The sequence below is a fragment of the Achromobacter sp. FW305-C-28 genome, assembly GCF_058783235.1.
Map to the genome: position 1 here is coordinate 272,087 of NZ_JBYSYL010000004.1, position 19,273 is coordinate 291,359.

Sequence of the window (19,273 nt, forward strand, 5' to 3'; positions counted from 1 at the left end):
CCGGGTCCGCAAGCCTCAATCCTTGTCGCGCCACGGCGTCGCGGCAAAAGCCTCGCGCAGGTGGGCCAGAAAGCCCGCCGTGCGCGCCGACAGGTCCTGGCGCGACTTCACCAGCGCCACCACATTGGCCTCGGGCAAGTTCCAGCCTGCCAGCAGCGGCACCAGGTCGCGGTTCTTCACATGCTCGGCCACATCCCATTCGGATCGGGCCACGATGCCGTGGCCGGCCAATGCCCAGGCCACGGCCGCCGCACCGGCGTTGCTCGACAGCACCGGTGCGATGCGCACCCCCACCGCGGGGCCGCGGCCGCGCTTGAAGCGCCACAGCGTCACGTCTTCTTCGTTTTCCCGCAGGGCGATGCAATCGTGGTCCCGCAGATCTTCGGGCTTGGCGGGGGCGCCGCGCCGCGCCAGGTAGGCGGGCGACGCGCACAGGATGCGGCGATTGGGCGCCAGGGGGTACGCCACCAGCGTCGAATCGCGCAGTTCGCCGATGTGGATCATGACGTCCCAGTTGTCGCTGGCCAGGCGCGGTGGTCCGTCGGACAGGATCAGGCTGGCGGTCACGTCTTCGCTATCCTGGCGAAACTGTGCCACCAGGTCCGCCACGTAGCGCTGGCCGAAACCCAGTGGCGCCACCACCCGCAGGTGGCCGGCCACTACGCCGCGGCGGCCGACCAACTCGTCGGCCAGGTCATTCAGTTCGCCGCAGATCTGCCCGGCGCGCAGGGCCAGCAGCCGGCCTTCGTCGGTCAGCGCCGTGCCGCGGCCGGACCGGTTCACCAGTCGCACCCCCAACCGCTTTTCCAGCGCGTGCAGCCGTTGCGTCACGGCGGGCGGTGTCACGTCCAGGGCACGCGCGGCCTGGGCCAGTGAACTGGTGGCCGCCAGGCTCAGGAAAAAGCGCAGGTCGTCGGTGGTAATCATTCAGAAAAGCCTTAATGATTGATTAAGTCCATATTAAACACGCAAGCGCCATGGCGCGCCATACTGCCGGCATGCGGTTGCGCCCGGGCGGCGCCCGCCTCGATCCCCGCCTGTTCCCGCCCGTTTTCTGCCGACACTGCCATGACCGCTGCCCCCGTCACCCTCGATACCCTGGACACGCCCTGCCTGCTGCTGGACGAAACCCGCATGACGCGCAATATCGACCGCCTGAACGGCCTGATGGCTGGCCACGGCGTGCAGTTGCGTCCGCACCTGAAGACGCCCAAATCGATCGAAGTGGCCCGTCGTGTCATGGCCAGCCCGCAAGGCCCGGCCGCGGTGTCCACGCTGCAAGAGGCCGAACAATTCGCCGCCGCCGGTGTCACCGACCTGCTCTATGCGGTGGGCGTGGCGCCCGCCAAGCTGGACCGCGTTCTGGCCCTGCGTGGCCGCGGCGTCAACCTCACGGTGGTGGTCGACAGCATCCAGGCCGCGCAAGCGGTTGCCGAGCGTGCCAGGCAAGAGGGGACTGGTATTCCCGCCCTGATCGAAATCGACTGTGACGGCCACCGGGCCGGCGTGCAGCCGGGGCACACCGGCCAACTGCTGGCCATTGCGAGGGTGTTGCACGGCGCGGGCTGCCTGCACGGCGTCATGACGCATGCCGGCGAGTCCTACGGCTGTCGCAGCCTCGAGGCCATTGCCGCCATGGCGGAGCAAGAACGCCTGGCCGCGGTCACCTGCGCCGAAGCGATCCGCGCCGCCGGCCTGCCGTGCCCGGTGGTCAGCGTCGGTTCGACCCCCACCGCGCATTTCGCCCGCAACCTGGATGGCGTCACCGAAGTGCGCGCGGGCGTCTACGTCTTCTTCGACCTGGTCATGGCCGGATTGGGCGTCTGCTCGGTGGACGACATCGCCGCCACCGTCCTCACGACGGTGATCGGCCATCAGCCCGACAAGGGCTGGATCCTGGTGGACGCAGGGTGGATGGCGATGTCACGCGACCGCGGCACCGCCAGGCAGCCGGTGGACCAGTTGTACGGCCTGGTATGCGATGCCGACGGCAAGGTCTATCCCGACCTGCTGCTGGCCGAAACCAACCAGGAGCAAGGCATCATCAAGCTGCGCGCCGGCAGCGGCGCCGCTTTGCCAGACCTGCCGCTGGGCGCCAAGCTGCGCATCGTGCCGAATCACGCTTGCGCCACCTGCGCCCAGCACGACGCCTACGAAGTTCTGCACAGCGGCAGCCGCGACATCGTGGCGCACTGGGAACGTTTCCGCGGTTGGTAAGCCTGTAAAGGAATCTCGATGGACACCATATACACCCCCAACGCCACCCCGCCGGCTGGCCACTATTCGCAGGCCGTGCGGGCTAACGGCTTTGTCTTCGTCTCCGGACAGCTGGGCTTTCTGCCCGCCGCCCAGCCGGGCGAACGCCCGCAACTGGCACAAGGCGTGGCGGCCCAGACCGAAGCCGCGCTGCGCAGCATGGCGGCCATTCTGCAAGCCGCCGGTTCGTCGATGGCGCAGGTCGTCAACGTCACCGTGTACATCCCCGACGTCGGCCTGTGGAACGAGGTGAACAGCGTCTACGAACGCAGCTTCGGCGACCATCGGCCCGCCCGCGCCATCGTGCCCACCCGTGAACTGCACTACGGCGCGCTGGTGGAAATCAGCGCCATCGCGGTGGCGGCGTCCGCTTGATCTGTGGGGGACGGATGAGGTGCGTGCGCGGCCTATAATGCGGGCGCCTCGATACTCCTGGGGGAGCCCATCCGCATGCACTACGAATATCTGTTCTGGTCCATGGCCGCCATGGTCGCCATGGCGCTGGTTGGCGGTTCGCTCTGCGGCCGCTTGCGCTCGATCGGTCGGGCGTTGGCCGGCGTGGCCGTGCTGGCCGCCGCGGTCTTTGCCGCCGTGTTTGCGATGTCGCGCTCGGCCGGCTTTGGCGACCAGGCCGCCATGCTGTCGATCGCGGCCTTCATGTTCAGCCTGGTGATCGGGAGCGCGGCGGCGCTGCTCACCCGCCGCATCCTGCGCCGCGCCTGAGCTGCCAAAGCGACGCAATAGAGCAGGGCGCCCGCAAGGGGCGCCCCGTATCACCTTCCGAACGCACGCGCCGACGGGCTATGTGCCCTCGGCCCGCGAGTCGCGACGGCTTATTCTTCGGCGTCGTCGAAGTCTTCGTCTTCTTCGTCTTCCTCGTCCTGTTCCAGGGCGTCATAGCCCTTCCAGGTGATGCGCCAGCGCGTGTCGCCGGCGGTCGCTGCCGTCTCGCTGACCTGTTTGACCAGGCCGGCGTCGGCCAGCAGGTCCAGGTGATGTGCAATCAGTTGCAGGCCCTGTTCCTGCGCGTGGGGCGCCAGAGCGGCGTTCTTGATGTCGTGGGTGCTCAGGTTGGGGCCTGCCGCGTCGCGCAAGGCACCCAGGATGGTGACGACCAGATCGAAATCGCGTTGCATGATGTTGTCCGCCAAGTTGGGAAAAAGACAGGCCGACAATAGCAGAGTTCCGTGGCGTCCACGCGACAGCTGCGGGGCCGGGTTACAGTGGCGGGTTACCGATAACCGTTACGGGCAGTACCGATGAAGAAACCCGCAGAGCGCGATTGCCTCGCGCTGATCCCCGGCTACACCGGCCAGGCCGCCAAGCTCTTTCTGACACGCACCGAAGAAGGCGCCATCGACGGCGTGACCGTGTTCGACCTGCTGGGCCACGTCAAGCTGCAGGGCGATGCCCAGGCTGCGGCCGACTGGATCGCCGACTGGCTCGCGCAAGAGTCTGACAACCGCAAGGCCCGCCGCACCCAGCTGCAGGCCCAGATGTTCCTGTGCAAGCTGGCCGGCGACGAGAAGGCCACGTTCCTGGCCGCCCAGAAGCCGCTGGTCGCCGCACTGGCCGCGGCCGGCGTGCGCAGCCGCAGCGTGGCAGCCACGTCCGGCGCCGCGCGGCGTTCGCTCGGTCCGAATGTCAGGAAGCCTTAGCATAAGGCTGTTATAGTCGCGCCTGGGCGTGTGTGCACCTGTACGGTGCGTGCCCAGGCGGGCTTGGCCCGCAAGTCTAGGAAGATTGATCATGGAAATACTCAGTCGGCACGTTGCCGACGTGGCGGGCGGCGTTGAGCTCCACACAACGCTTGATGGCGAAAGCATTAGCGCTTATGTCGTAACCGGCGTAAACGATCTCAATGGCATCGCCGACATCGTACCCCCCGAAAAAGTCGAAGGCGGCGCAGACATACACGCTGCCAGTGTCGACAATGTTGATAATGCGCAAGACCAAATCGACCAGGTCCTGGAAAATATGAATCCCGGCGACGTGGCGGTTTTCCTTTGCTCGGGCCCCGAGGCTTTTGGCGCGGCGCTCGATCTGTTGGGCTTACCTATCGACGAGTAAGCCTGACGGCAAACCAAAAAAGTGCCCGACCCAAACGGCGTATGAGTCCGATGCGCGTTTGACGGCATTTATATAAGCCTCGATTGTTTTTTTATGATGCGTGGGTGTTTACACCTATGCAGGACTCCTTTTTGCCTATGAAAACGTGTAAATTTTGTGCGCAGTTTCTCTTTGTTGCATTATTGGCACGTATTTTTTAGGATTATGTTGACTTGTGAGGGGAACATAACGATAGTGTCGGCACACGATCACAAGCGTTGCGATTTTCGTTCAGTGCCGTGCCTTTTCCGGCTCAGCGTTATTGTTCTACTGTCCCCTCCTTGATTGATTCGTGACCTCCGGGCATTTGCCCATTATCTCTAGGAAATACAGTATGGAAACCGGCGTCGTTAAGTGGTTCAATTCGGAAAAAGGCTATGGCTTCATCACCCCGGAAGCGGGTGGTAAGGACCTGTTCGCTCACTTCTCCGAAATTCAGGGCTCGGGCTTCAAGTCTCTGGAAGAGAACCAGCGCGTCAGCTTTGTGACGGCCAATGGCCCCAAGGGCCCGCAAGCCACGAAGATCCAGGTCCTGTAAAGGTTCTGGCTTTTCGGAAAAGCCCCTTCGGGGGCTTTTTTGCATCTGAGGCTCCCGCAAGGGGGCCTTTTTCATGTCGCCCGGCCGGGCGCGGTATCCTTGCCGCAGCTTTCAGCTTCTTGCCTGGCTCCGTGCCGGGCGTGCACCCGATACAGGACGAATCCCATGACCCATTCCGGCCAGACACCGCTTTCCCTGCAACCGCAAGACGTGGTGGCGTTTTGGCGTGATGCGGGGTCCCAGGCCTGGTTCACCAAGGATGCGGCCTTCGACGAGCGTTTCCGGCAGCGCTGTGGGGTGGCCCACCTGGCCGCGGCGGCCCGGCAGCTGGATGCCTGGCTGGAGGATCCTGACGGCGCGCTGGCGCTGATGATCCTGCTGGACCAGTACCCCCGCAACGCCTATCGTGGCACCGCCCACATGTTCGCCACCGACCCCCTGGCGCTGGTGTTTGCCGAGCGCGCCATTGCGGCGGGGCATGACCTGGCGGTCGACCCATCGCTGCGCCAGTTCTTCTATCTGCCCTTCGAGCACGCCGAGAACCTGGCGGCGCAGAACCGCGCGGTCGCCTTGATGGAACCGCTGGGCGCCGACGCCGTGCGCTGGGCGGTTCTGCATCGCGACATCATCAAGCGTTTCGGCCGCTTCCCGCATCGCAATGCCGCGCTGGGTCGCCACACCACCCAGCCCGAGCAGGAATTCCTGGATGCAGGCGGCTTTGCTGGCTGAGGTCGAGGGCCCAGCCCAGGCCGCTTTTCCTTGCTGCCTCGCCCCAGCTGCTCCCACGGTATCCGCATGTATCGGTGCATGGCGAGTTGAAAATATCCACCCGATTTGCGCCGGCCCAAGCGGGGCGCGGGCCTGCGGAAGCTCGCATATTTGACGTTTTTCAGGGTTCGCCAATACACTGGGTTCAGCGAGATTTTCAAGAGACGCGGTCTGCGTTTAACTTGTCGCCGTCAGTGGTGCTGCGGTTGCTTCCTCTCCCATCCTTGATGATCTGGCGCCCCGCGAGCAATCGCATCTTTTAGGTTCGAGGAAATTCCATGGCAACCGGCATCGTCAAGTGGTTCAACGCCGAAAAGGGTTATGGCTTCATCATGCCCGACGACGGCAGCAAGGATCTGTTCGCTCATTACTCTGAAATCCGCAGCGAAGGCTACAAGTCGCTGCAGGAGAACCAGCGCGTCACGTTCGAGGTCGGTACCGGCCCCAAGGGCCCCAGCGCCAAGAACATCAAGGTGGCAGCCTGAGTTCCGTCCTGTAGCGGTCCGGTAACGGCCCGCTCCAATAAAAAGCCCCCGCACGCAATGTGCAGGGGCTTTTTCTTTTTCGGGGCGGGCGAGGCGTCAGTGCTTGGGGTGCGCCGCCGGCGTGGACAGCTTGTCGATCAGGGCGATGCCCAGGGCAGACAGGATGAACAGGGCGTGGATGATGGTCTGCCACATCACGCCGGCCTCGGAGAAGCGGGCATTGGGCGTGCCCAGGGTGCCGGCTTCGATGAAGGTGCGCAGGAGGTGGATCGACGAGATGCCGATGATGGCCATGGCCAGCTTGACCTTCAGGACGCTGGCGTTGACGTGGCTGAGCCATTCCGGCTGGTCGGGGTGGCCCTGCAGGCGCAGGCGCGACACGAAGGTTTCGTAGCCGCCGACGATCACCATCACCAAAAGGTTCGAGATCATCACGACGTCGATCAGGCCCAGCACCAGCAGCATGATTTCCATTTCGCCAAAGCTGTTGGCGTGCGTCAGCAGATGCCACAGTTCCTTCAGGAACAGCATCACGTAGACGCCCTGGGCGACGATCAGGCCCAGGTAAAGCGGCAGCTGCAGCCAGCGCGAACTGAATATCAGGCTGGGCAGCAGGCCAAGGCGGGGAGGGGTATTCGGGGTCATGAGTGGTTGCGAGCCAAGGTTGGGTGCGAAAAAGTGCGGCGGCAATTCTATCAATGCCGGACCACTCGGGAATTTGTTTTTGATGACAATTCGGTATCGCGGCGACGGTATTTACCACGCTAACGAGTCATTTGCATGCCTTTTGTGTAAGTGAAGTTCGCATTTGCGAAACTCTGTGGCGAAACGGTTTGCGACCTTTTGGCGTATATAGAATTGCCGCCTCACTCGCAAAGAGTCAGTCAAGAGGAGTTTTTCCATGAAGATCCGCTACACCGTTGCCGCCCTGGCCGTTGCGCTTGCCCCTTATTCCGCGTCGCATGCCCTCGACATCGGGGGCCTGGTGGGCGCCGGCAGCAAGGTGGTGCAGGCCGCCACCCTCAGCGATGCCGAAATCAAGACTTTGTCCGACAAGGCGTGCGCGCAAAGCGATTCCCAGGAAAAGATCGCTGCACCGGGCAGCAAGTACGACGCCCGCTTGCAGAAGATTGCCAAGCAACTGGGCGGCACCGTGAACGGCCAGAAGGCCAACTACAAGGTCTACATCACCAAGGACGTGAACGCCTGGGCCATGGCCAACGGCTGCATCCGCGTCTATAGCGGCTTGATGGACATGATGACCGACGACGAAGTGATGGGCGTGGTCGGCCACGAAATCGGCCACGTGGCCCTGGGCCACAGCAAGAAGGCTATGCAGACCGCTTACACCGTGTCGGCCGCGCGCGACGCCGCTGGCGCTGCCGGGGGCGCCACCGTCGCCGCCCTGAATTCGTCCCAGTTGGGCGACCTGACCGAGAAGTTCATCAACGCGCAGTTCTCGCAATCGCAGGAAAGCGCCGCCGACGACTACTCGTTCGACCAGCTGCAGGCCAAGAAGCTCAACACGAAGGGTCTGGTGACCGCGTTCCAGAAGCTGGCCGAGCTTGATGGCGGCAAGAGCGATATGATGAGCTCCCATCCGTCTTCGGCAAAGCGCGCTCAGCACATCGAAGATCGCATCGCCAAAGCGAAATAAAGCGTCCCAAGCGGGCGTTTGCCTCCCTTCGGGGGTGGAAACGGGGTGCGAGCATCCGGGCTTATCCGGGGGCTCGCACCCCTTTGCGTCAGGGTTCCGGAAGTTTCCGGTAAAATGGCGCGTTTATCCGCCCGTCATCTCTTATCTCTCGGAAAATAGGTCTTTTAATGCAGCCTGTGGTTGAAACCCTCTCCGGCCTGGAGCGCCGTGTTGATCTGGCCGTCTCGGTGGCCGACGTCGAAAAGGAAGTCCAGGCGCAATTGAAGCGCGTGGCCCGTACCGCCAAGGTGCCCGGCTTCCGTCCCGGCAAGGCGCCGCTCGCCATGCTCGAGCGCAGCCATGGCCCCGGCATCCGCTACGACGTGATCAATAGCCAAGTTGGCCGTGCGTTCGAACAAGCCGTCGACGGCGCCAAGCTGCGCGTCGCCGGTGCCCCGAACCTGGAACCCAAGACCGAAGGCGTCACCGACGACACGCTGGCGTTCACCGCCACGTTCGAGGTCTACCCCGAAGTCACCGTGCCCGACCTGTCGGCACTGGCCGTGACCCGCTTTGACACCGCCGTCACCGACGCCGAAGTGCAACAGACCCTGGACGTTCTGCGCAAGCAGCGCGCCACGTTCGAAGCCCGTGAAGGCCGCGCCTCGCAAGACGGCGACCGCGTCACCCTCGACTTCGCCGGCACCATCGACGGCGTGCCGTTCGAAGGCGGCAAGGCCGAAGACTTCCCGTTCGTGCTCGGCCAAGGCCGCATGCTGCCGGAATTCGAAGAAGCCGCCCGCGGCCTGAAGGCTGGCGAATCCAAGGTCTTCCCGCTGAAGTTCCCTGACGACTACCAAGGCAAGGAAGTCGCTGGCAAGACCGCCGAATTCACCATCACCGTCAAGGAAGTGGCTGAAGGCGTCCTGCCCGAGCTGAACGCTGAATTCGCCAAGTCCCTCGGCCAGGCCGAAGGCGACGTCGAAAAGCTGAAGGCCGACATCCGCAGCAACATCGAACGCGAAGTCAAGGTGCGCTCGCAAGGCCGTACCAAGTCCAGCGTGATGGACGCCCTGGTCGAAGCCGGCAAGTTCGACGTGCCGAAGGCCCTGGTCGACAACGACGTGCAAAGCCGCATCGCCGCTGCCCGCGAAGAACTGAAGCAACGCGGTGTGCCGAACGCCGAGTCCGTGCCGATCCCTGCCGAAGCCTTCTCCACCGAATCCGAGCGCCGCGTGCGCCTGGGTCTGCTGGTGTCCGAACTGGTCAAGCAAGCCCAGCTGCAAGCCAAGCCGGAACAGGTTCGTGCCCGCATCGAAGAATTCGCGGAAAACTACGAACAACCCGCCCAGGTTGTCAGCTATTACCTGGCTGACCGTCAACGTCGTGCTGAAATCGAGGCTATCGTGCTCGAAGACAACGTCGTTGCACACGTTCTGGACAAGGCCAAGGTCACCGAAGAAAAGGTGCCTTTCGATCAGTTGATGGGGATGGCGTAACACTATGCAGAGATTCACCGATTTCTATGCGGCAATGAATGGCGGGTCTTCGGTGACCCCCACCGGCCTGGGCTACATTCCCATGGTGATCGAGCAGTCGGGGCGCGGCGAACGCGCCTACGACATCTATTCGCGTCTGCTCCGCGAGCGGCTCATTTTCCTGGTGGGCCCGGTCAACGACGCGACGGCCAACCTGGTCGTGGCGCAGTTGCTGTTCCTGGAATCGGAGAATCCTGACAAGGACATTTCCCTGTACATCAACTCGCCTGGCGGGTCGGTGTACGCGGGCATGGCCATCTACGACACCATGCAGTTCATCAAGCCGGACGTGTCGACCCTGTGCACCGGCCTGGCGGCCAGCATGGGCGCCTTCCTGCTGGCGGCTGGCAAGAAGGGCAAGCGCTTTACCTTGCCCAACTCGCGCATCATGATCCACCAGCCCTCGGGCGGCGCCCAGGGGCAGGCCTCCGACATCCAGATCCAGGCTCGCGAGATCCTGGACCTGCGCGAGCGTCTCAATCGCATCCTGGCCGACAACACCGGCCAGTCGATCGAGCGCATCGCCCTGGACACGGAACGTGACAACTTCATGTCCGCCGAAGATGCGGTATCGTATGGACTGGTGGACAAGGTGATGACCTCCCGTTCGGAAGGCTGACTTCCCGGTTGAGTCTGACCCGCTACCGCCACGTTTGAGTAAGCGCAGGCGCCGGGCCGTTTACCCGGTCCGGCGCTTCTTTACCTGAGATACGACTACATATGCCAGAAAAAAAGGGATCGGCAGACGCAAAAGTGCTGCATTGCTCGTTTTGCAATAAAAGCCAGCACGAAGTCCGCAAGCTGATCGCGGGTCCGTCGGTATTCATCTGCGATGAATGCATAGACCTGTGCAACGACATCATCCGCGAGGAAGCGCAGGCTACCGCGCGCGCGGCGATTCGTTCCGAACTGCCCACTCCGGCTGAGATCAAGACGTTCCTCGACCAGTACGTCATTGGGCAGACCTCGCCCAAGCGCATGCTGGCGGTGGCCGTCTACAACCACTACAAGCGTATTCGCCACGGCGAAATCAAGGGCGACGAAGTCGAGTTGTCCAAGAGCAACATCATGCTGATCGGCCCCACCGGGTCGGGCAAGACGTTGCTGGCGCAGACGCTGGCGCGCATGCTGAACGTTCCGTTCGTCATGGCCGATGCCACCACGCTGACCGAAGCCGGTTACGTGGGCGAAGACGTCGAAAACATCATTCAGAAGTTGCTGCAGAACTGCAACTATGAAGTCGAGAAGGCGCAGCGCGCCATTATCTACATCGACGAAATCGACAAGATTTCCCGCAAGTCCGACAACCCGTCCATCACCCGCGACGTGTCGGGCGAAGGCGTGCAGCAGGCCTTGCTCAAGCTGATCGAAGGCACGGTGGCCTCGGTGCCCCCGCAGGGCGGGCGCAAGCACCCCAACCAGGACTTCGTCCAGGTCGACACGACCAACATCCTGTTCATCGTCGGCGGCGCCTTCGACGGACTGGAAAAGGTCATTCGCGACCGTACCGAAAAGTCCGGCATCGGCTTCTCGGCCTCCGTGCGCGCCAAGTCCGAACGCGGCGTGGGCGAATTGTTCTCCGAGGTCGAACCCGAAGACCTGATCAAGTTCGGCCTGATTCCGGAACTGGTCGGCCGTCTGCCGGTGGTCGCCACGTTGGACGAGCTCGACGAAGCCGCGCTGGTCCAGATCCTGACCGAGCCCAAGAACGCCCTGCTCAAGCAGTTCCAGAAGCTGTTCGCCATGGAAGGCGCCGAGCTGGACGTGCGCCCGGCCGCCTTGAAGGCCATCGCCCGCAAGGCGCTCAAGCGCAAGACGGGCGCCCGCGGCCTGCGTTCCATCATCGAGCAGGCCCTGCTCGACACCATGTATGACCTGCCTTCGCAAGGCAACGTCAAGCGCGTGGTGCTGGACGAAGGCGCCATCGAAGGCGAGGGCAAGCCCTTGCTGATCTACGCGGACGAAGAAAGCGCCGCCGAAAAGCCCGAGCGCGGAGAAGTCCGCGACGCCGCGGCCTGACGGTTATTTCAGAAAAACCCGTTCTCGTAACGGGTTTTTTTACCTCGGGGCCAGGCGTTGAACGCATGCTCTCGGGGCGTGTCCAAGAAAACAAGGGATACCGGCCGCTGTTTTTTTTGCCGTTTTGTTTATCCGGCAGCCGGGATCTTGAATTTTCGGCTATTGTTCCCATAACAGACGTAACTGACGAAGATGCCCGGGTATACCCGGTCATCCTGTCCCCGATACGCCGAGTCATACCGAGGAACCTCCTATGTCTGCCAGCCAGACCCTGCCTTCCGACCCGATCGACCTTCCCCTGCTGCCACTGCGCGATGTCGTGGTGTTTCCGCACATGGTCATCCCGCTGTTCGTCGGCCGTCCGCGCTCGATCCGCGCGCTCGAGGTTGCGATGGAAGCGGGCAAGAGCATCATGCTGGTGGCCCAAAAGTCCGCCGGCAAGGATGATCCCACCCCCGAAGACGTCTACGAGATCGGCTGCGTTGCCGGTATCCTGCAGATGCTCAAGCTGCCCGACGGCACCGTCAAGGTGCTGGTCGAAGGCACCCAGCGTGCCCGCATCAACAGCATCGAAGACGCCGATTCGCACTTTACGTGCCAGGTCACCCCGATCGAGCCGGACGCCGTCCAAGGCTCCGAAACCGAGGCCTTGCGCCGCGCGATCGTTGCCCAGTTCGAGCAATACGTCAAACTGAACAAGAAGATCCCTCCGGAGATCCTGACCTCGCTCGCCGGCATCGATGACGCCGGCCGCCTGGCCGACACGATCGCCGCGCATCTTCCGCTGAAACTCGAGCAGAAGCAAAAAATGCTCGAGATCGTCGGCACCTCCGAGCGCCTCGAAGGCTTGCTCACGCAGCTGGAAACCGAAATCGACATCCTCCAGGTCGAGAAGCGGATTCGCGGCCGTGTGAAGAAGCAGATGGAAAAGAGCCAGCGCGACTACTACCTGAATGAGCAGGTCAAGGCCATTCAGAAAGAGTTGGGCGAAGGCGAAGAAGGCGCGGACATCGAAGAGCTCGAAAAGAAGATCATCGCTGCCCACATGCCCAAAGAGGCACGTAAAAAGGCCGATGCCGAGCTCAAGAAGCTCAAGCTCATGTCGCCCATGTCGGCCGAAGCCACCGTGGTGCGCAACTACATCGATACGCTCATCAATCTCCCCTGGAGAAAGAAGAGCAAGATCAACAATTCCATCTCCAACGCCGAAACCGTACTGGACAACGACCACTACGGCCTGGAGAAGGTGAAGGAACGCATCCTTGAATATCTTGCCGTGCAACAGCGCGTGGACAAGGTCAAGGCGCCGATCCTGTGCCTGGTCGGCCCTCCGGGCGTCGGCAAGACCTCGCTCGGCCAGTCCATCGCCAAGGCCACGAACCGCAAGTTCGTGCGCATGGCCTTGGGCGGCGTGCGCGACGAAGCCGAGATCCGCGGCCATCGCCGGACCTACATCGGTTCGATGCCGGGCAAGATCGTCCAGAACATGTCGAAGGTCGGCGTGCGCAATCCCTTGTTCCTGCTCGATGAAATCGACAAGCTGGGCATGGATTTCCGCGGCGATCCCTCGTCGGCATTGCTCGAAGTGCTGGACCCTGAGCAGAACCACACGTTCCAGGACCACTACATCGAGGTCGACTTCGATCTGTCCGACGTCATGTTCGTGGCGACCAGCAACACGCTGAACATTCCGCCGGCGCTGCTGGACCGCATGGAAGTGATCCGCCTGTCGGGTTACACCGAGGAAGAAAAGATCCACATCGCCCGCGACCATCTGCTGCCCAAGCTGATGAAGAACAACGGCGTAAAGGATACCGAGCTGACCGTCGATGACAGCGCCTTGCGCGATATCGTGCGCTATTACACCCGCGAAGCCGGTGTGCGTGCGCTCGAACGCGAAGTGGGCAAGATCTGCCGCAAGGTCATCAAGCAATTGCTGACCCAGACCGATCGCGCCAAGGCCGAAGGCAAGACCCTCGAGGTCAAGCCGGTCAATGTCACGGGCGACAACCTCAGCGACTACCTCGGCGTGCGCCGCTACACCTTCGGCATGGCCGAAAAGGAAAATCAGATCGGCCAAGTGACCGGCCTGGCCTGGACGGAAGTCGGTGGCGACCTGCTCACGATCGAAGTGGCGGACATGCCCGGCAAGGGCGTGATCCAACGCACCGGTTCGCTGGGCGACGTGATGAAGGAATCGGTCGAGGCGGCTCGTACGGTGGTGCGCTCGCGGGCACGTCGCCTGGGCTTTGCCGACAGCGTCTTCGAGAAGCACGACATGCACGTGCACGTGCCGGAAGGCGCGACGCCCAAGGACGGTCCGTCCGCGGGTATCGCGATCACCACGGCCATGGTGTCGGCGCTGTCGCGCATTCCGGTGCGCGCCGATGTCGCCATGACCGGCGAAATCACGCTGCGTGGCGAAGTCCTGCCGATCGGCGGCTTGAAGGAAAAGCTGCTGGCCGCCCACCGTGGTGGTATCAAGACGGTCTTGATCCCGGAAGAAAACGTCAAGGATTTGGCGGAGATCCCGGACAACGTCAAGAACCATCTCGAGATCGTGCCGGTCCGCTGGATCGACAAGGTGCTGGAACTGGCTCTGGAGCGTCTGCCCGAACCGCTGGCTGAAGACGAGGCGGTCAAGGAACCGCTGGTGGCCAAGCCGGCCGAGCCGGGTTCGACGGATCCGGTGCTCAAGCACTGATCCCGGCCTGGAGGGCGCTGCTTGCGGCGCCTGCAACAAGAAACCCCGCCATGGCGGGGTTTCTTTTTTGGAGCTTGCCTCTGAACTGCAGTGTGCCCTGAACTACGCTGGCGAAGTGGGCGCTGTGCGTGGCTTGGCAAGGCCTGAAAGGCCCGCCTGGCGCGCGGTTCAGTGCCGCATCAATGCAGGGCGTGCGTGCGGATCAGGCCGACCGCGATGCCTTCGAGGGCGAATTCCTGGTCGGCTTCGACCACGATGGTGTCGAAGTCGGGGTTTTCGGGCAGCAGCTCGATACGGCCATGTTGGCGTTGCAGGCGCTTGACGGTGACGTCGTCGCCCAGGCGGGCCACCACGATCTGGCCGTTGCGGGCTTCGGAGGCTTTCTTGACGGCGAGCAGGTCGCCTTCGAGGATGCCGGCGTCGCGCATGCTCATGCCGCGGACCTTGAGCAGGTAGTCGGGCGCTTGGGCGAACAGGCTGGAGTCGACGCCGATTTCGCGTTCTACGTGCTCGGCGGCCAGGATGGGGCTGCCCGCGGCCACCCGACCTACCAGCGGCAGGAGCAGTTGCGCCAGGCCCGGCAGGGGCAGGGCGGCTTGCGTGGGGGCGGCCGAGGCATCTTTCAGGCGGATGCCGCGCGAGGCGCCCGCAGTGAGTTCGATGGCGCCTTTGCGGGCCAGGGCCTTGAGATGGTCTTCGGCCGCGTTGGGCGAGCGGAATCCCAGGGCCAGGGCAATTTCGGCGCGGGTGGGCGGAAACCCGGTACGCGCGACGGTTTGCCGGATGAGGTCCAGGATTTGCTGTTGACGATCAGTGAGTTTGCTGGCCATGGCGATGATCCGTTGGGGTCGGACTGTACATATATACAGCAGCATTCTGGGGGACATAACGCAAAAAAGCAAGCGGGTGTCGATATAGACGGCAAGCGGCCATGGCAGGCGTGTAATAAAAAACGGGACCCGAAGGTCCCGTCTGACATGTGCCGGCTATGCGAGGCGGTTTACAGCACCGCGGCGATGCCCTTGGCGACCTGGTCGATGTTGCCGCTGTTCAGGGCGGCGACGCAGATGCGGCCGCTGGAGACGGCGTAGACGCCATGCTCTTCGCGCAGGCGGTCGACCTGGGCCGACGTCAGGCCCGAGTACGAGAACATGCCGCGTTGTTGCAGCACGAAGCTGAAATCCTGCTTGCCGCCGTGTTCCTTGATTTTCTCGACCAGCTGCTTGCGCATCAGGCGGATGCGGTCGCGCATGCCGCCGAGTTCCTGTTCCCACATGGCGAACAGTTCAGGCGTGTTGAGGACGGTCGAGACGATCGTGCCGCCGTGGGTGGGCGGGTTGGAGTAGTTGGTGCGGATGACGCGCTTGAGCTGGCTCAGGACGCGGGTGGCCTGGTCTTTGCTGCCGGCCACGACAGTCAGGGCGCCGACGCGCTCGCCGTACAGCGAGAACGACTTCGAGAACGACGAGCTGATGAACATGGTCATGTTCAGGTCGGCGAACAGGCGCACGACGGCCGCATCTTCCTTGAGGCCTTCGCCGAAGCCCTGGTAGGCGATGTCCAGGAACGGGACCAGGTTGTTTTCCTTCACGACGGCGGCGATCTGCTGCCATTGTTCGAAGGTGGGGTCCACGCCGGTGGGGTTGTGGCAGCAAGCGTGCAGCACGACGACGGTCTGGGCCGGCGCAGCCTTCAGGGCTGCCAACATGCCGTCGAAATTCAGGCCGCGGGTGGCGGCGTCGTAGTAGGCGTAGGTGCCGACTTCGAAACCGGCGCGTTCGAACAGAGCGCGGTGGTTTTCCCAGCTGGGATCGCTGATCAGGACCTTCGAGGTCGGCAGCAGCTGGCGCAGGAAGTCGGCGCCGATCTTGAGGGCGCCGGTGCCGCCCAGGGCCTGGGTGGTCAGGACGCGGCCTTCGGTGACCAGCGGGGAATCCTTGCCGATCAGCAGGGCTTGTGCGCCCTGGTTGTAGCCGGCGATGCCTTCGATCGGCAGGTAGCCGCGGGCAGCGGCGGCTTCGATGCGGGCGATTTCGGCCTTGCGCACGGCGCCCAGCAGGGGAATCCGACCCTGGTCGTCGTAGTACACGCCAACGCCCAGGTTCACTTTACCGGGGCGGGTATCCGCGTTGTATTGTTCGTTCAGACCAAGAATGGGGTCGCGCGGCGCGAGTTCGACGGAATCGAAAAGGGTGCTCATGGGACTCTGCTGAGGGTGAGTGGACGCAGTGGGAAGTGCTGTGGATAATGGGGGGTTTACCCTGGGAACAGTCTAGCATGCCTAAGAGCGCAATAGACCCGAGTGCTGCGGGCGCGGCCGCCGCTGGTGCAACTGCTGGCGCAGCCAGCGAATCGACCAGCGAGTCGACCATCGCATCGACCGGCGCTGCCCCCGTTACGGCTGTACCCGGTGCGGGCCCGGCGGGTGCCGGATTCGTGGATTTTCCGGACAGCCCGTTTCATCTGTACCAACCGTACCCGCCCGCCGGCGACCAGCCGGCGGCCATCGAGGGCCTGGTGCAGGGCATTCAGGATGGCCTGATGTTCCAGACCCTGCTGGGCGTGACCGGTTCGGGCAAGACCTACACCATGGCCAACGTCATTGCCCAGCTCGGGCGACCGGCGTTGGTTCTGGCCCCGAATAAGACCCTGGCGGCCCAGCTGTACGCCGAAATGCGCGAGTTCTTCCCCAAGAACGCGATCGAGTATTTCGTGTCGTACTACGATTACTACCAGCCCGAAGCCTACGTGCCCACGCGCGACCTGTTCATTGAAAAGGACTCGTCCATCAATGAGCACATCGAGCAGATGCGGCTGTCGGCCACCAAGAGCCTGCTGGAGCGCCGCGACACGATCATCGTGGGCACGGTGTCGTGTATCTACGGTATCGGCAACCCGGGCGACTATCACGCCATGGTGCTGATCCTGCGCGCCGGCGACCAGATTTCGCGGCGCGAGATCCTGGCGCGCCTGGTGGCCATGCAGTACACCCGCAACGACGCGGAATTCACGCGCGGCGTGTTCCGGGTGCGTGGCGAAACCATCGATATCTTCCCGGCGGAAAGCGCCGAACTGGCGCTGCGGCTGACCCTGTTCGATGACGAGATCGAAAGCCTGGAGCTGTTCGATCCGCTGACCGGCCGTATCCGCCAGAAGCTGCCGCGCTTTACCGTCTACCCTGGCTCGCACTACGTGACGCCGCGCGACACGGTCATGCGCGCCATCGAGACCATCAAGGAAGAACTGCGCGAACGGGTCAAGCGCTTCGTCGACGACGGCCACCTGGTCGAGGCCCAGCGCCTGGAGCAGCGCACCCGCTTCGACCTGGAAATGCTGCAGGAGCTGGGCTTTTGCAAGGGCATCGAGAACTACTCGCGCCACCTGTCGGGTGCGGCGCCGGGCGATCCGCCGCCCACGCTGATCGACTACCTGCCGTCCGATGCGCTGATGTTCATCGACGAAAGCCACGTCACCATCGGCCAGCTCAGCGCCATGTATCGCGGCGACCGGTCGCGTAAAGAGACGCTGGTGCAGTATGGCTTTCGCCTGCCGTCGGCGCTGGACAACCGGCCCCTCAAGCTCGAGGAGTTCGAGGCCCGGATGCGCCAATGCGTGTTCGTCTCGGCCACGCCCGCCGCCTACGAGAAAGAGCACACCGACAATGTCATCGAGCAGGTGGTTCGTCCCACCGGCCTGGTCGACCCGATCGTCGAGGTGCTGCCTGCCCGCACACAGGTGGACGACTTGCTGGGCCAGATCAAGGCGCGCGTGGGGCAGGGCGAGCGGGTGCTCGTCACCACGCTGACCAAGCGCATGGCCGAAGACCTGACGGACTTCCTGTCCGAGCACGGGGTGCGGGTGCGCTACCTGCACTCGGACATCGATACGGTGGAACGCGTCGAAATCATCCGCGACCTGCGCCTGGGCACGTTCGACGTGCTGGTGGGGATCAACCTGCTGCGTGAAGGCCTGGATATTCCGGAAGTGTCCCTGGTGGCCATCCTGGATGCCGACAAGGAAGGTTTCCTGCGGTCCGAGCGCAGCCTGATCCAGACGATCGGCCGGGCGGCCCGCAACCTGAACGGCCACGCCATCCTGTATGCCGACCGCATCACCGATTCGATGCAGCGCGCCATGGAAGAAACCAGCCGCCGCCGCACCAAGCAGCTGCAGTTCAACGCCGACAACGGCATCACCGCGCGCGGCGTGCACAAGGCGGTGCGCGAGTTGATCGACGGCATCGTGGCGCCGGTGCAGCACGACGCCCTGGAAGCCGCGGTGCCCGCGGAATTCCTGAAGGACGAAAAGGCTTTGGCGCGCGAGATCAAGCGCCTGGAAAAGCTGATGATGGACCACGCCCGCAATCTGGAATTCGAACAGGCCGCGGCAGCCCGCGACGCGCTGAACGCGTTGAAGCAGCGGGTGCTGTTGGACGGGGCGGTATGACGCTATTGCAGTATCTAAATGTATCTGTGCGCTGACAGGTCGCTGAACAGTGGGGATACGCGCGCCGTAGCATTTACATGCTCAATATTTGGACAATTGATCCGCCGGAAGCATCGTCTCAGACTTTAAGTGTGGGCTGTAACTATATGATTTATAGTGAATATTTAAGGTGACGTATCAGCGCGGCATCCTGGCCGGCGCCGTAAAAAAAGCTTGCCTTATCTCGGGTTTTCCCGCACACTTACTCCCATGATGACCAAGGTACTTTTCGTTTGCATGGGCAATATCTGTCGCTCGCCGAGCGCAGAGGGCGTGTTTCGCCATTTGGTGAACGACGCGGGTTTGGGCGATGTGGTTCGCATCGACTCCGCGGGCACGCACGCGTTTCATATCGGCGAGGCGCCTGATGCCCGGGCGCAGGCTGCGGCGCGTAAGCGCGGCTACGAGATCACGCACTGCGAGGCGCGTCAGGTCACCGCAGAAGATTTCCGCGACTTCGATCTCATCCTCGCCATGGATTGGGACAACCTGTCTGCCATGCAGCAGCAGTGCCCCAAGGCCTACCAGCACAAGCTGATGCTGCTGATGCGCTTTGCCAACGAGTTCGAAGAAGCCACCGTGCCGGACCCGTATTACGGCGGCGCCGACGGTTTCGGCAAAGTGCTCGACTACCTCGAAGATGCCTGTCAGGGCGTGCTCGAGCTGGTCCGCAAGCGCGCTACCCAGTACCAGGCGGCCTGATCCCCTGGTGCGCCAGGCTGCCCACGGGCGGCC

At 63.1% G+C, this 19,273-nt stretch carries 20 protein-coding genes; 15 read left to right on the forward strand and 5 right to left on the reverse strand.

Annotation, left to right across the window (positions count from 1 at the left end; genetic code table 11):
• Positions 1–15: 15 nt before the first annotated feature.
• Entirely contained in the window at positions 16–927 is a 912-nt protein-coding gene (locus AC3WMR_RS13350; protein ID WP_025135979.1) for a LysR family transcriptional regulator, read from the reverse strand.
• Between the two features lie 141 nt (positions 928–1,068).
• Between AC3WMR_RS13350 and AC3WMR_RS13355 the strand changes: the two genes are divergently transcribed.
• The 3 genes from AC3WMR_RS13355 to AC3WMR_RS13365 all read left to right on the forward strand — a co-directional run bounded on the left by AC3WMR_RS13355 (position 1,069) and on the right by AC3WMR_RS13365 (position 2,979).
• Positions 1,069–2,217, forward strand: coding sequence for a DSD1 family PLP-dependent enzyme (locus AC3WMR_RS13355; protein ID WP_492265407.1), 1,149 nt, complete (start codon positions 1,069–1,071; stop codon positions 2,215–2,217).
• Positions 2,218–2,235: 18 nt separating this feature from the next.
• Complete coding sequence (locus tag AC3WMR_RS13360) at positions 2,236–2,631, forward strand: RidA family protein (protein ID WP_492265408.1); 396 nt, start codon at positions 2,236–2,238, stop codon at positions 2,629–2,631.
• A 75-nt stretch (positions 2,632–2,706) separates the two neighbouring features.
• Positions 2,707–2,979 carry a hypothetical protein gene (locus tag AC3WMR_RS13365; protein WP_492265409.1) on the forward strand — a complete coding sequence of 91 codons (273 nt, stop codon included), beginning with the start codon at positions 2,707–2,709 and terminating at the stop codon, positions 2,977–2,979.
• A 110-nt stretch (positions 2,980–3,089) separates the two neighbouring features.
• Here the strand turns inward: AC3WMR_RS13365 and AC3WMR_RS13370 are convergent, their stop codons facing one another.
• Positions 3,090–3,392, reverse strand: coding sequence for a DUF2513 domain-containing protein (locus tag AC3WMR_RS13370; RefSeq protein WP_263910871.1), 303 nt, complete (start codon positions 3,390–3,392; stop codon positions 3,090–3,092).
• A gap of 123 nt (positions 3,393–3,515) precedes the next feature.
• On the opposite strand from AC3WMR_RS13370, the gene AC3WMR_RS13375 reads away from it, so the two are divergent.
• The 5 genes from AC3WMR_RS13375 (at position 3,516) to AC3WMR_RS13395 (ending at position 6,156) form a co-directional block, all read left to right on the forward strand.
• On the forward strand, positions 3,516–3,914 hold the full coding sequence (locus tag AC3WMR_RS13375) for a hypothetical protein (protein WP_492265410.1): 399 nt from the start codon (positions 3,516–3,518) through the stop codon (positions 3,912–3,914).
• A 91-nt stretch (positions 3,915–4,005) separates the two neighbouring features.
• On the forward strand, positions 4,006–4,326 hold the full coding sequence (locus tag AC3WMR_RS13380) for a hypothetical protein (protein WP_492265411.1): 321 nt from the start codon (positions 4,006–4,008) through the stop codon (positions 4,324–4,326).
• Between the two features lie 373 nt (positions 4,327–4,699).
• Positions 4,700–4,903, forward strand: a complete 204-nt coding sequence (locus AC3WMR_RS13385; protein WP_006220190.1) for a cold-shock protein — start codon at positions 4,700–4,702, stop codon at positions 4,901–4,903.
• Between the two features lie 165 nt (positions 4,904–5,068).
• The gene (locus tag AC3WMR_RS13390; protein ID WP_492265412.1) at positions 5,069–5,632 is read left to right on the forward strand and encodes a DUF924 family protein; all 564 of its coding nucleotides are present in this window, start codon (positions 5,069–5,071) and stop codon (positions 5,630–5,632) included.
• A 317-nt stretch (positions 5,633–5,949) separates the two neighbouring features.
• Entirely contained in the window at positions 5,950–6,156 is a 207-nt protein-coding gene (locus AC3WMR_RS13395; protein ID WP_006225311.1) for a cold-shock protein, read from the forward strand.
• 96 nt (positions 6,157–6,252) lie between these two features.
• Here AC3WMR_RS13395 and AC3WMR_RS13400 read toward each other — a convergent pair whose 3' ends face one another.
• On the reverse strand, positions 6,253–6,801 hold the full coding sequence (locus tag AC3WMR_RS13400; RefSeq protein ID WP_492265413.1) for a TIGR00645 family protein: 549 nt from the start codon (positions 6,799–6,801) through the stop codon (positions 6,253–6,255).
• Positions 6,802–7,057: 256 nt separating this feature from the next.
• Here AC3WMR_RS13400 and loiP point away from each other — a divergent pair, with 256 nt between their 5' ends.
• From loiP to lon, 5 genes are all read left to right on the forward strand, one after another.
• Entirely contained in the window at positions 7,058–7,813 is a 756-nt protein-coding gene (gene loiP, locus AC3WMR_RS13405) for a metalloprotease LoiP (RefSeq protein WP_175192043.1), read from the forward strand.
• Positions 7,814–7,980: 167 nt separating this feature from the next.
• The gene (gene tig / locus AC3WMR_RS13410) at positions 7,981–9,291 is read left to right on the forward strand and encodes a trigger factor (RefSeq protein WP_492265414.1); all 1,311 of its coding nucleotides are present in this window, start codon (positions 7,981–7,983) and stop codon (positions 9,289–9,291) included.
• Positions 9,292–9,295: 4 nt separating this feature from the next.
• Positions 9,296–9,949: an ATP-dependent Clp endopeptidase proteolytic subunit ClpP gene (gene clpP, locus AC3WMR_RS13415; protein ID WP_006395872.1), complete on the forward strand. Its 654-nt coding sequence runs from the start codon at positions 9,296–9,298 to the stop codon at positions 9,947–9,949.
• Positions 9,950–10,050: 101 nt separating this feature from the next.
• Entirely contained in the window at positions 10,051–11,349 is a 1,299-nt protein-coding gene (gene clpX / locus AC3WMR_RS13420; protein WP_025135990.1) for an ATP-dependent Clp protease ATP-binding subunit ClpX, read from the forward strand.
• Positions 11,350–11,602: 253 nt separating this feature from the next.
• A complete protein-coding gene (gene lon, locus AC3WMR_RS13425; RefSeq protein WP_025135991.1) occupies positions 11,603–14,053 on the forward strand; it encodes an endopeptidase La in 2,451 nt (816 codons plus the stop codon).
• 179 nt (positions 14,054–14,232) lie between these two features.
• Here the strand turns inward: lon and lexA are convergent, their stop codons facing one another.
• Both lexA and AC3WMR_RS13435 read right to left on the reverse strand, forming a co-directional pair.
• A complete protein-coding gene (gene lexA, locus AC3WMR_RS13430) occupies positions 14,233–14,883 on the reverse strand; it encodes a transcriptional repressor LexA (protein WP_263910860.1) in 651 nt (216 codons plus the stop codon).
• Between the two features lie 170 nt (positions 14,884–15,053).
• Positions 15,054–16,253: an amino acid aminotransferase gene (locus tag AC3WMR_RS13435; RefSeq protein ID WP_492265415.1), complete on the reverse strand. Its 1,200-nt coding sequence runs from the start codon at positions 16,251–16,253 to the stop codon at positions 15,054–15,056.
• Positions 16,254–16,330: 77 nt separating this feature from the next.
• On the opposite strand from AC3WMR_RS13435, the gene uvrB reads away from it, so the two are divergent.
• Positions 16,331–18,499, forward strand: a complete 2,169-nt coding sequence (uvrB, locus tag AC3WMR_RS13440) for an excinuclease ABC subunit UvrB (protein WP_492265416.1) — start codon at positions 16,331–16,333, stop codon at positions 18,497–18,499.
• Between the two features lie 249 nt (positions 18,500–18,748).
• Positions 18,749–19,240: a low molecular weight protein-tyrosine-phosphatase gene (locus AC3WMR_RS13445; protein ID WP_006386176.1), complete on the forward strand. Its 492-nt coding sequence runs from the start codon at positions 18,749–18,751 to the stop codon at positions 19,238–19,240.
• Positions 19,241–19,273 lie beyond the last annotated feature (33 nt).